Origin of the sequence: Janthinobacterium sp. AD80 (genome assembly GCF_002878455.1) — a bacterium.
GTDB lineage: Bacteria > Pseudomonadota > Gammaproteobacteria > Burkholderiales > Burkholderiaceae_D > Janthinobacterium.
Map to the genome: position 1 here is coordinate 1 of NZ_NRDQ01000047.1, position 12,688 is coordinate 12,688.

Below are 12,688 nucleotides of genomic sequence, written 5' to 3' on the forward strand. Positions count from 1 at the left end.
GCCGCCGGCCCACATCAGGTCCGCGTCGCGGTACAGCTGCAATACCGTGCCCAGCTGCAAGCCGTCGGCCGCGCCCAGCTGCCGCACGGCGCCGCTGCGCTGGCCGTCGGCCACCAGGCTGACGCGGTTGTTGGCGTGGCCCAGCCACACGGTGCCCTGGCCATCGATGGCCATCGACGTGGTCAGCGCGTCGGGCAAGCCGGCCAGGCCGCCATCACGCGTCCAGCTGCCGCCGTCCAGGCGGAACAGGCCACCGCCCGAGAACGAGGCCCACAGGGCGCCAGAGCGTTCCTGCTGCAGCGCCTGCGGATCGAGTCCCAGCACGGGCGGCACCACGCGCGTCATGGTGCCGTTGCGCGCGCGGTGGTGCAGCTCCTGCTCGTTGCCCAGCCACAGGGTGCCGTCCGGCGCCCAGTGGCTGGCCGCCAGCGCGCCTTTCAAGACCACTTTTTTGACCCCGCCGGCGGTAAAGCTGCGCACGTCGCTGACGTAGTCGCCGATCCACACGTCGCCATCGGGGCCCGGCAGCATGCCTGGATGGTCGAAGGGCGCGGCAACGGCCAGGGTCTTCAGGCGGTTCGGCCGCAGCCGGTCCAGGCCAGTCGAGGTACCGAACCACAGATTGCCCTCGCGGTCCTGGAACGACGTTTGCGGCAGCGGGCCGCTGATGCCGTTCTGGCGCGTCAGGCGCTGGGCCGGCAGGCTGGGGCCGGACGGGTCGAACTTGCGCTCAATGCCATCGGCCTGCATCAGCCACATGGTGCCGGCGCGGTCGAAGCGGATGCTGTTGCCTCTGGCGTCGGGCCGGATGGGCGCATCGACGCGCGGCGCGCTGGTGCGCACGCGATAGTAATTGCTTTGCGTGTCGACGGCCCAGATGGCGCCATCGGGCGCTTCATCCATGCTGGTGAGCATGGTGCGCGGCCAGGCATGGGAAAAGCGCGTTTCTCCCGGCCTGCGGAAAAATACGCCATGCATGGTGCCCATCCACTGCGTGCCATCGCGGCCGAACAGGATCTGGTACACGCGCTTGTCGGGCAGTCCCACATCGGCGGCCTGCGCCACGAAGCGGTCCGCGCCGGGCGCCAGGCGGGCCGCGCCATCGCGCGTGCCGACCCAGATGGCGCCGTCCGGTGCCGCCTCGATGTGGAACACGGCGCCCGTGGGCAGGCCATCGGCCGGCGTATAAGTGCGCGCGCCGCCGGGGCGGAAGACGCTGACGCCGCCCAGGCGGTAGCCGACCCAGACGGCGCCGTCCGGCGGCGTGGCCAGTCCCAGCACATTGCTCGATGGCAGCCGATGGCCGTAGACCGTGTCCGTGCGCTCGAAGCGCACGCCGTCGTAGCGGTACAAGCCGGTGGCCGTGGCGATCCACAGCCAGCCGTCGCGGCCCTGGGCAAATTTCAGTACATCGACGGGCGCGCCTTGCAGGGCGCCCCAGGCGCTGTGCGTGTAATCGGACAGCAGCGGCGCCACGGGCGCGGCTGTGACTGTGGCTGCGGACGCATGCAGGTGGAGCGCCGCCAGGAGGAGGGCGGGCAGGTGACGCAGCGGGCGAGCGGACATCGGGGAGGGGCGAGGTGGAGAAGTGCTGATTGTAGCGCAGGGGGGCGGTCTTTCGCGGACAAAAAAAAGCCCGCGCAGGCGAGCGCGGGCTTCTTCTTGCGGGACGTCAGCGCGGCGCGTGCCGCGCGAGCGTCCGTTTCACGTTGACAGGAACGCGCTTACGCGAAGTTCTTGGCAACGAAGTCCCAGTTGACCAGGCCCCAGAACGTTTCCACGTACTTGGCGCGCAGGTTGCGGTAGTCGATGTAGTAGGCGTGTTCCCACACGTCGCAGGTCAGCAGCGGCTTGTCGCCGGTGGTCAGCGGGCAGCCGGCGTTCGAGGTGTTGACGATGTCGACGGAACCGTCGGCTTTTTGCACCAGCCAGGTCCAGCCCGAACCGAAGTTGCCCACGCACGACTTGGTGAATTCTTCCTTGAACTTGTCGAACGACGACCATTTCGCGTTGATCGCGTCAGCCACGGCACCGGTAGGTGCGCCGCCGCCGGCCGGCTTCATGCCGTTCCAGTAGAAGGTGTGGTTCCATACTTGCGCCGCGTTGTTGAAGATGCCGCCCGACGATTTCTTGATGATTTCTTCCAGCGACAGGTTCTCGAACTCGGTACCCTTGATCAGGTTGTTCAAGTTGGTCACATACGCCTGGTGATGCTTGGCATAGTGGTATTCCAGGGTTTCTTTCGAAATATGCGGCGCCAGAGCGTCCATTTCATACGGCAGTGGTGGCAGAGTATGTTCCATGTGATGTCCCTTTGTGGTGAGTGTTCGGAGTCTTCCAGCCTGCGGCCGGAGGTTGAGCCATGCGTGCTTGAACCAAGCATTCTTGCTGAACGAGCCACTATTGTAAAGCGGATGCGCCATTGCTGCAGATTCCGCCACGCGTGTTCCGCGCTGTTGCGCGTAGTGATTCTCGTTCAGCGCCAGCCCTAGCGGAAACGCCGCGTGGTCTCGCGCACGATCAGCTCCAGCGGCGGGATCGCCGCCTGCACGGCTTCGCCATTGATCAGTCCCAGCAGCGCTTGCGTGGCGATGCGGCCGATGTCGTACAGGGGCTGGTGGATGGTGGTCAGCGGCGGCGTCGTGTAGGACGAGCCGGGCAAGTCATCGAAGCCCACCAGCGAGATATCGTCGGGCACGCGGATGCCCTTGCGGTACAGGCACAGACGCACGCCATAGGCGGACAGGTCGTTGGCGGCGAAGACGGCGCTGAACTGCTGATGCGTATCAAACAAATGGTTCATGGCCAGCATCCCGCTTGCTTCATGGAAATCACCTTCCACCATCAGCTTCGGATCGATGGCGATGTCCGCTTCGCGCAGCGCCCGCTGGTAGCCCGTCAGGCGTTCGGCCGCATCCGTGTTGTTGGCGGGACCGGAAACAAAGGCGATGCGCCGGTGCCCCAGTTCCACCAGGTGGCGCACGGCCAGGTAGGCGCCGTATTCGTTGTCGAGCTTGAAGCCGATGGCGCTTTTCGTCGCCAGCAGGCGGCCCGTCGAGACGATGGGCCGCTGCTGCGAAAAGTCGAGCACGCTTTCGTCCGAGATGCGCCCCGACAGCAGGATGATGCCGTCGACTTTCCTCGCCAGCAACAGGCGGATGCGGTCCGCCTCTTCCTGCGCATTCCAGTGGCCGCTGACGATGACGGAGGCGTAGCCCGTATCCTTCAAGCCATCGTCCACGCCGCGCAGGCTTTCGTCGAAGAAGGGGCTGGAAATATCCTGCACCACGATGCCGATGGTCATCGAGCGGCCCTTTTTCAGGCCCTGCGCCATCTGGTTGGGCGCGAACTTCATTTGCGTGATCGCCGCCAGCACGGCGTCGCGCTTGTCGTCCGACACCTTGGCCGTGCCATTCAGGATGCGTGAAACGGTGCTGGGCGACACGCCGGCCTGGCGGGCGACGTCAAGCAGGGTGGAGGGAGGGGCGGCGTGGGCGCTATCGGTCAAGGTGATTTCCGTGTATCAAGATGGCAAGTTTCCAGTGCTCTGAAAACCTTTTCAGTGAAAGATTACCATAAATGGGGCCCGGCGCCGCAGGTGGGCGCAGGTTGGCACAGGTTGGCGCAGGTGGGAGCTGGTCGGCGTAGGTTGGCGTAGGTCGGCTTAGCCCGCAGGGCGTAAGCCGACACAGCGCGGCCAGCGATGCCTGGGAATCCTGCCTGCGCCGCCAACACCGTATCGGCTTATGCGCTGGCGCGCTAAGCCGATCTACGTACTGCGTCTGAAACGCTTTCACGAAAAACAACAGCTTGCGTAGGTCGGCTTAGCCCGCAGGGCGTAAGCCGACACAGCACAGCCTACGATACCTGGGAATCCTGCCTGCGCCGTCAACAGCGTGTCGGCTTGCGCGCTGGCGCGCTAAGCCGACCTACGTTCTGCGTCTGAAAACGTTTTCACGAAAAACAACAGCGCGTCAACTGGCCGATTTGCGGGGATTTTCATAGGAGAGCGCGCGCCGTGGCGCGCGCCTTGTCGTGACTGCATCCATAAAAATGACAACATTTCTGATTGACTTCATTTTCGATGCGGTGTTAAATGAACACATGTTGTGAAAACGTTTTCAAGATAGAAGACGCTAATAATCGGAGATGAATCAATGAAGTCAAGCCCCCCTGGCGCAGCCTTGCCTGCCGCGTCCCTGCTGTCCGCGCTAAGCCTGGCCGCTGTGGCCACCTGCCTTGCCAGCGGCATGGCCAGCGCCGCCACCCCTGCCTCCGTTGCGCCTGCCGCGGCCCTGCCCGTGCTGGCCCCCGCCACCATCACCGTGGCCTCGTTTCCCGACCTGGACCGCGCCGTGAAAACGGCCTTGCCGCTGTGGGAAAAGCTGTATCCGCAGGTGAAGGTCAAGCTGGTCAGCCTGCAGATCGACGACCACCATAATTCGATGACGACGGCGCTGGCGGCCGGCGCGCGCCTGCCTGACGTGATGGCCATCGACTTCCGCTATGTCGGCAGCTTCGCCGAATCGAAGGGCATGGACGACTTGCTGCAGGCGCCGTACGGGGCAGGGCAGTATCGCGCCCAGTTCGTGCCCTTCACCTTCGTGCAGGCCACCAGCTCGCGCGGCACCCTGGGCGCCATGCCGGCCGACCTGGGGCCGGGCACCCTGTTCTACCGCAAGGACCTGATGGACAAGGCGGGCATCAAGGAGGCCGACCTGACGCAATCGTGGGAGTCGTATATCGCCGCCGGCAAGAAGCTCAAGGCCGCCACCGGCACCTATCTGCTGGCCGGCGCCAGCGACCTGGCCGATATCTATATCCGCGCCAATCTGAAAGACGGCGAAGGCATTTATTTTGGCGACAAGGGCCAGGTGCTGGTCGACTCGCCCCGCTTCGTCAAGGCTTTCGAGCTGGCCAAGGCGGCGCGGGTGGCCGGCATCGATGCGCGCACCGTGGCCTGGACGGGCGAGTGGGCCGAAGGCTTCAAACGCGACAAGGTGGCCAGCCAGATGATGGGTTCATGGCTCAGCGGCCACCTGGCCAAGTGGCTGGCGCCGGCGTCTGCCGGCCAGTGGCGCGCGGCGAATTTGCCGGCCGGCGCGCTGGCGTCCTACGGCGGCTCCTTTTATGGCATCCCGAAGAAAGCCGCCAACAAGGCGCAGGCGTGGGAATTCATCAAGTTCATGACCGTCAACAAGGATATCCAGCTGCATTCCTTGAAAGAGATCGGCGCCTTCCCGGCCCTCAAGGCGGCGTATGCCGACCCGATGATGGACGAGCCGCAAGCGTATTTCGGCGGCCAGAAGACGCGCGCGCTGGCACGCGACACGGCGGCGAAAATCCCCGTCATCCGCGTTGACAAGTTCGACGCCGTGGCGCGCGATATCGTCAACATGGAACTGGAAAGCGTGCTGGCGCAAAACAAGGATATCAAGACGGCGCTGGCCGACGCCAAGGCCCTGATCACCCACCGCGCGCGGCGCTAGGAGCAGCATGACTACCTCCATGCCTTGTACCGAGGGCGCGTCCGCCGCCGCTGCAATGCGGCCGGCCAGGAAGCGCTTCAACATGAAGAAGTGGGCGCCGTATATATTCATCAGTCCCTTCTTCATCCTGTTCGCCGTCTTCAGCCTGTTTCCGCTGCTGTTTTCCATCTATCTGTCGTTCAACCAGTGGGAAGCGGCCAGCGGCGTGGAAGCCATGCAGTGGGTGGGCCTGGACAACTACAAGTACGCGCTGAGCGACCCGTGGTTCCTGCGTTCGCTGGGCAATACCGTGTGGCTGGCGCTGGCCTCGGGCGTGCCGCAGCACCTGGTGGCCATTCCGCTGGCGGCCTTTATTCACAACAGCTTCAAGCGCTCGCGCAACCTGGTGATCGGCATTTACTTTTTGCCGTTCATCACCTCCAGCGTGGCCATCGCCATGGTCTTCAATACCCTGTTCTCGCGCGACTACGGGCAGATCAATGTGCTGATCGAGTGGTGCGCCAGCCTGCCGCTCGTCGGCGGCCTGTTTCCGGCGGAATCGATCGACTGGCTGGGCAGCTCGCTGTTCATCAAGCCGGCCGTCGCCTTCGTGATTTTCTGGCGCTATCTTGGCTGGAACCTGGTGCTGTACCTGTCCGCGCTGCAGGTGATACCGAAGGATTTGTACGAGGCGGCCACCATCGACGGCGCGTCGACGCGCCAGCAGTTCTGGTACATCACCCTGCCGCAGCTGCGCCCGATGATCTACCTGGCCGTGACCCTCACCATCATGGGCAACCTGCAGCTGTTCGAGGAGCCGTTCGTGCTGGTGGCCGAATCGAGCGGCGTGAGCCAGTCCGTGATGACGACGGCCATCTTCGTCTACAAGACGGCGTTTTCCTCGGGCGACTTCGGCACGGCGTCGGCCATTTCCTGGCTGCTGTTCCTCATCATCGCCAGCACCACCTGGGTGAACAACCGCATCTTCAGCCGCAACGAACGCACAGAACGCAAGGAGGCCAAATGAACACGACCCGCTGGACGGCCTACGCCATGGTGGCCATCGGCGCCCTGATCATGGTCGCGCCGTTCTACTTCATGTTCGTCTTCGCCACGCACACGAGCGCCGAGATCTACAGCATGCCGCCGCCGCGCTGGTTCGGCACGGCCCTGCTGAACAACCTGGCACTGCTGCAGGAGCGCCTGCCGTTCTGGCGCAATATCGGCATCAGCCTGTACGTGGCCCTGATGACGACGGCGCTGACCCTGTTCTTTTGCTCGCTGGGCGGCTATGCCTTCGCCATGTACGAGTTCCGCTTCAAGCGGCCCTTGTTTACCCTGGTGATGGCGTCGATGATCATCCCGTCCTTCATGAACATGATTCCGACGTTCATGCTGATGGATTTTCTCGGATGGCTGGACCAGCCACGCGCCCTGTACGTGCCGGGAGCGGCCGGCGCGCTGGGCATCTTCCTGATGCGCCAGTACATCGGCACGGCCATTCCGAAGGACCTGATCGAGGCGGCGCGCATCGACGGCTGCGGCGAATTCGCCATCTACTGGCGAGTCGTGCTGCCGCTGATCGGTCCCGCCATGGGTACCCTGGGACTGATCACCTTCATCAACTCGTGGAACAATTTCATTACGCCGCTGGTCGTCATGCGCTCGGTCGAGAACTACACGATCCCGCTGGCACTGCGCAGCATGCAGGCGCCGAACAACACGGAGTGGGGCGCGCTGATGACGGGCGCCGCCATCGCCGTTCTGCCGCTCCTGCTGATGTTTTTTGTCGCCTCCAAGCGCTTAATTGAAGGCTTGACCCAGGGCGCCGTCAAAGGCTGATGCACGCATTTATTTCAACCCCTCACACTGATACCACCACCATGCATAACGACGATACCGACAACAACTTTCCCGCCACCTTCACCTGGGGCGTGGCCACCAGCGCCTACCAGATCGAGGGCGCGGCCGCCATCGATGGCCGCGGCCCATCCATCTGGGATACCTTCAGCCACACGGAAGGCAAGATCATCGATGGCAGCAATGGCGACGTGGCCTGCGACCATTACCACCGCTATGCCGAGGACGTGGAACTGATCGCCAGCCTGGGCGTGAATGCCTACCGCTTTTCCATGTCCTGGTCGCGCGTGCAGCCCACGGGTTCCGGCGCCTGGAACGAGGCGGGCTTCGATTTCTATGCGCGCCTGCTCGACGCCCTGGCCGCCAGGGGCCTCGACGCGCACCTGACCCTGTACCACTGGGATTTGCCGCAAGCCTTGCAGGACGAGGGCGGCTGGCTCAACCGCGCCACCTGCTATCACTTCGCCGCCTACGCTGCCGAGGTGGCACGCCGCTTCGGCCAGCGTGTCGCCAGCATCGCCACGCACAATGAACCGTGGTGCACGGCCGTGCTGGGCCACGGCACGGGCCAGTTCGCGCCCGGCATGGCCGACCCTGCCGCCGCCGTGCAGGTGTCGCACCACCTGCTGCTGTCGCACGGCCTGGCCATGCAAGCCATGCGCACGGTGAACGCACCGGCGAAGCTGGGTATCGTGCTCAATCAGTGGACGGCCACGCCGGCCACCGACAGCGCCCAGGACAAGGCGCTGGCCGAACTCGAATATGCGCGCTCGGTGCAGTGGTATATGGACGCCATCTTCAAAGGCCGCTACCCGGCGCTGGCCCTGAAACACATCGACGCTTCCGCTTTATGCATATTTGAAAACGATTTCACAGATATCAGGCAGCCCATCGATTTCCTCGGCGTGAACTACTACACGCGCGCTTTCATGAGCGCCGAGACGCCGCCGCGCAAGCCCGAATGCAAGCTCGGCGTCAACGACATGGGCTGGGAAACCTATCCGCAGGGCTTGACGGAACTGCTGGTGGGCCTGCACCGCGAATACCGGCTGCCGCCCGTCTACATCACGGAAAACGGCATGGCCGTGGCCGACAAGCCCGTCGACGGCAGGATCCACGACGCGCCGCGCATCGAGTACGTGCAGCTGCACCTGGACGCCTTGCGCGCCGTGATCGCCCAGGGCATCGACGTGCGCGGCTATTTCTACTGGAGCCTGATGGACAACTTCGAGTGGAACTCCGGCTACGCCAAGCGCTTCGGCATGCTGTACGTCGACTACGCCACGCAGCAGCGCAGCTTCAAGGACAGCGCGCTGTGGTACCGCGATTTCATTGCCGCGCAGCGGGCCGCGCATGCGGATGCGCCGGTGTTGGCAGGGGAGCACTGACATGGCCGCCATCTCCCTGCGCGGCATCCGCAAGACTTACGGCGACGGCCCGGAAATCGTCAAGGGCCTGGACCTCGATATTCATGATGGCGAGTTCATGGTCTTTGTCGGACCGTCAGGCTGCGGAAAGTCGACCCTGCTGCGCATGATCGCGGGCCTGGAAGACATCAGCGCGGGCCAGCTGCGCATCGGCGACCTGCTGGCCAACGACGTGGCGCCGGCCGAGCGGGGCATCGCCATGGTCTTCCAGAGCTATGCGCTGTACCCGCACATGACGGCGCGCGAGAACATGGGTTTTGCCCTCAAATTGGCCGGCAAGGGGGAAGCCGAGGTGCGCGCCGCCGTCGGCAAGGTGGCCGAGATCTTGCAGATCACGCACCTGCTCGAACGCAAGCCCAAGGCCCTGTCGGGCGGCGAGCGCCAGCGCGTGGCGATCGGCCGCTCCATCGTGCGCCAGCCCAAGGTGTTTTTGTTCGATGAACCCTTGTCCAACCTCGACGCCTCGCTGCGCGTGCAGACGCGCATCGAGCTGGCCAAGCTGCACCAGGAACTGGGCACGACGATGATCTACGTCACGCACGACCAGGTCGAGGCCATGACGCTCGGTGACAGGGTCGCCGTCTTTCACGGCGGCCACCTGGAGCAGGTGGGCGCGCCCCTGGACCTGTACCGCCATCCTGCCAGCCAGTTCGTGGCCGGCTTCATCGGCGCCCTGCGCATGAATTTTTTGCCGTGCGCAGCCGTGCCGGCGCTGGCCAGCCAGCTCGGTGGCGAGGCGGGCATGCTGGTTGGCATCCGTCCCGAACACCTGCGCCTGGTGCCGCGCGGGGAGGGGTACGCCGCCACCGTCAGCCTGATCGAGCAGCTGGGCGACGCGCAGATCATCCATGCCACGCTCGATGGCAGCGCGCATGCGGTGGCCATCAAGCTGCATGGCGAAGCGCGCCATGCGCTGGCGCAGGGCAGCAGCATCGGCTTCGCGCCGGAAGAAGGCCATGCCTTTTTGTTCGACACGGGCGGGCGCGCCGTGGCCACCCATTGACCCGCACGGAGGCCCCATGAACCGAGCTTGACACCCAAAAAATGTGCAGCAGTAGCCATAGAGCTATGTGATCATCATTCAACCAGTGGTAGAGGAGACAATAACAATGAAGCCGTTCAAGAGAAACACCATTGCATTCAGCCTGGCGCATGCGACGTTCGCCCAATTCATCCTGCTGGGCAGCGGCGCCGCCCTGGCGCAAGATGCCGACAAGGCCACGGCGGCCGCCAATACGGCGCAGCCGGCGGCCGAGCAAATGGACCGCATCGTCGTCACGGCCACGCGCCGCAATACCTTCGTGCAGGAGACGCCGCTGGCCGTCACCGCCTTCAACCAGGACACGCTGCAAAACAACCAGGTCAAGGACCTGGCCTCGCTGGCCACCATGGTGCCCAGCCTGGTCGTCGAACAGCATGGCGACTCGGGCGGCGTGCACGTCTACATGCGCGGCGTCGGTTCGGCCAACCACACGGAGCTGGGCGACCCGGCCGTCGCCTTTTATGTCGACGGCGTGTATTCGCCGCGTCCGCAGGGCGCCACGGCGCTGATGTACGACCTGTCCCACGTCGAGGTGGCGCGCGGACCGCAGGGCACCTTAAATGGCCGCAATTCGACGGCCGGCGCCGTCAACCTGGTGTCGGCCGCGCCGAACACGTCGAAGTTCATGGGTTCGGCCGGCATCACGGTGGGCGACTACCGCCACCTGCAGACGCAGGGCATGCTCAACATCCCGTTCTCCGACGATGTGGCGCTGCGCATCGCCGCCATCAAGGATAGCCACGATGGCACGGTGGACTTCCGCCGCGGCTCGAACGTCATGCCCGGCACGGCCAAGTATGGCGCCGGCGACCAGATGGGCGTGCGCGCCTCGCTGCTGTGGAAATTCACGCCGCAGCTGCGCGGCACCTTCATCGCCGACTACTTCCTCGACCAGGGCGCCGGCAATGTCTTCCTGGCGGCCGAACCGGCACCGGGAACGAAGCTGCGCTCGGCCCTGATCGACACGCCAGGCACCCTGGACCAGTCCATCCTGACCTACAAGGGCAAGCTCAATTACAAGCCGACGGATGCGCTTGACTTCACTTACCTGGGCAGCTGGAGCCGCTACAAGCGCCAGAACAGCAACGACGCGGACGCCGGCCTGTTCCCCGGCTTCAAGTCGGAAAACCGCACGGACTGGGCGCAGTTCGACAGCTATTCGCACGAGCTGCAGGCGCGCTCGGACGACGATGCGCCATTCCAGTGGGTGGCCGGCCTGTTCCTCTTCAATGAAAAGAACAAGGTGCGCTTCGATATCGACCGCAGCCAGATTTCGCAGGCGGCCGTGCAGCAGGATATCGCCAACGGCGCCGTGATCTTCGTGCAGCCAACCGTGGGCCAGTATGCGTCGTCGATGTCCTTCATCCAGGGCGACCGCCAGCTGAAATCGAAAGCCGTGTTCGGCCAGGTCAGCCAGCAAGTCACCGATCAGATCAAGCTGACGGCCGGCGCGCGCTACACGAAAGACCATAAATTCGATATCGGCGGCCAGAACTGGGCATGCCCGAACTGGCCCGCCAACACGCCGCTGGGCACCACCGTGCTCACGCCAGAGCAGATGGCGCAGCTGGTCATGCCGGGCACGGGCCTGGCCAATACGCACAATATCGGACCGGGCGGCGCCATCACGGCGGCCACCTGCGGCAACACGCCGGGCGACAACACGGCGGACCTGAAATATGGCCAGGCCACCTGGCTGGGCCGCATCGAGTACAAGCTGCGCCCGGACATTTTGCTGTTTGGCTCCGTGACGACGGGTTTCCACTCGCCCGCCATGGGTGACGGCGGCGCCACCACCAAGCCGGAAAAGCTGACCAGCTATGAAATCGGTTTCAAGTCGGACTTGCTGAACCGCGAACTGACCCTGAACCTCGACGCCTTCCTGATGAAGTACAAGGACAAGCTCGAATCGCAGGTGGTCAACAGCGTGCTGGCCAACTTCAACGCGGCCGGCGCCACCGTCAAGGGACTGGAAGCGGAATGGGTCTGGCGTCCGACCAAATCGGACCGGCTGACCGGCAACGCCACCTGGTTGAAAGCCGTGTACGACGATTTCCTGTCGTGCGACGTGGATGCGGCGCGCGCGAATGGCCAGGCTTGCGGCTCGACGGCGCCGCTGGTGAACGTGGGCGGCAGCACCATGAAGCATGCGCCGAAGTTTTCCACGACCGTGCAGTACGAGCATGACTTCGCGGTCGGCGGCGGGCAGCTGACGCCGCGCGCCTCCGTGCACTACGAAACCATGTCGTACGTCGGCGCGGGCGCGTTCAACGGCGACGTGCCGGGCCATGCCGGCGTCAAGCGCCAGGAAGCCTACACCACCCTGGACTTGAGCCTGCGCTTCCAGCCGGCGAACAAGGCGTACACGGTGGAGGCGTTCGTGCAGAACGCCACCGACAAGGCCGTGAAGCTCGACGTGCTGGAACTGTGCACGGACGTGGGCATGCCATGCCAGCCGACGCAGCAGATCTACGGCGCCTTCTACAACGCGCCGCGCACCTTTGGCGCGCGCGTGTCGATGAAGTTCTGATGGCGTAGGGGGAAAGAGCAGTCGCAGTTGCAGTCCACTCAGTAGGGCAGGTGTTGGGCCGGGGAGCTTTCCCCGGCCTTTTTTATTCCGCTTGTTCCAGTGCTTGTTCCAGCGCTTATTCCAGGCTCGCCTGCACGCTGGCGATGCCGACCTGCGCGCTGCCTTCGGCCAGGCGCACGTTGACGTTCTGGCGCGCCTGCAGCTGCGCCGGCGAGCGCACGATGGCCCCTTTCTCGTCGCGCAGGATCGCGTAGCCGCGCTCCAGGGTGCGCTGGGGATTCAACAGTTCCAGCTGCGCCGCCAGGCCGTCGAGGCGGTGGCGCCGCTGCGTCAGCAGCTGCGCCATGGCCGCGCCGGCGCG

General features: G+C 64.6%; 9 protein-coding genes and 1 pseudogene. 6 read left to right on the forward strand and 4 right to left on the reverse strand.

From position 1 onward, the window contains the following. The 3 genes and pseudogenes from JaAD80_RS11505 to JaAD80_RS11515 all read right to left on the reverse strand — a co-directional run. Positions 1-1,476: pseudogene (locus tag JaAD80_RS11505) on the reverse strand (histidine kinase); the annotation flags it as partial. A gap of 248 nt (positions 1,477-1,724) precedes the next feature. Further along, complete coding sequence (locus JaAD80_RS11510; RefSeq protein ID WP_070224622.1) at positions 1,725-2,303, reverse strand: superoxide dismutase; 579 nt, start codon at positions 2,301-2,303, stop codon at positions 1,725-1,727. 185 nt (positions 2,304-2,488) lie between these two features. Next, positions 2,489-3,508 carry a LacI family DNA-binding transcriptional regulator gene (locus JaAD80_RS11515; RefSeq protein ID WP_102294300.1) on the reverse strand — a complete coding sequence of 340 codons (1,020 nt, stop codon included), beginning with the start codon at positions 3,506-3,508 and terminating at the stop codon, positions 2,489-2,491. Positions 3,509-4,157: 649 nt separating this feature from the next. On the opposite strand from JaAD80_RS11515, the gene JaAD80_RS11520 reads away from it, so the two are divergent. The 6 genes from JaAD80_RS11520 (at position 4,158) to JaAD80_RS11545 (ending at position 12,327) form a co-directional block, all read left to right on the forward strand. Further along, positions 4,158-5,489, forward strand: coding sequence for an extracellular solute-binding protein (locus JaAD80_RS11520; protein WP_219726811.1), 1,332 nt, complete (start codon positions 4,158-4,160; stop codon positions 5,487-5,489). 7 nt (positions 5,490-5,496) lie between these two features. Then, positions 5,497-6,495, forward strand: a complete 999-nt coding sequence (locus tag JaAD80_RS11525) for a carbohydrate ABC transporter permease (RefSeq protein ID WP_258002938.1) — start codon at positions 5,497-5,499, stop codon at positions 6,493-6,495. Beyond that, entirely contained in the window at positions 6,492-7,310 is an 819-nt protein-coding gene (locus JaAD80_RS11530) for a carbohydrate ABC transporter permease (protein WP_102294302.1), read from the forward strand. Before JaAD80_RS11525 ends, JaAD80_RS11530 begins: the two co-directional genes overlap by 4 nt. Before the next feature lie 41 nt (positions 7,311-7,351). Then, positions 7,352-8,716: a GH1 family beta-glucosidase gene (locus tag JaAD80_RS11535; protein ID WP_102294303.1), complete on the forward strand. Its 1,365-nt coding sequence runs from the start codon at positions 7,352-7,354 to the stop codon at positions 8,714-8,716. Between the two features lies 1 nt (position 8,717). Continuing rightward, positions 8,718-9,758, forward strand: coding sequence for an ABC transporter ATP-binding protein (locus JaAD80_RS11540; protein ID WP_102294304.1), 1,041 nt, complete (start codon positions 8,718-8,720; stop codon positions 9,756-9,758). A 106-nt stretch (positions 9,759-9,864) separates the two neighbouring features. Then, complete coding sequence (locus tag JaAD80_RS11545) at positions 9,865-12,327, forward strand: TonB-dependent receptor (protein ID WP_102294305.1); 2,463 nt, start codon at positions 9,865-9,867, stop codon at positions 12,325-12,327. A gap of 115 nt (positions 12,328-12,442) precedes the next feature. Here the strand turns inward: JaAD80_RS11545 and JaAD80_RS11550 are convergent. After that, a partial coding sequence (locus JaAD80_RS11550) for an exodeoxyribonuclease VII large subunit (RefSeq protein WP_308410586.1) occupies positions 12,443-12,688 on the reverse strand: 246 nt, incomplete at its 5' end.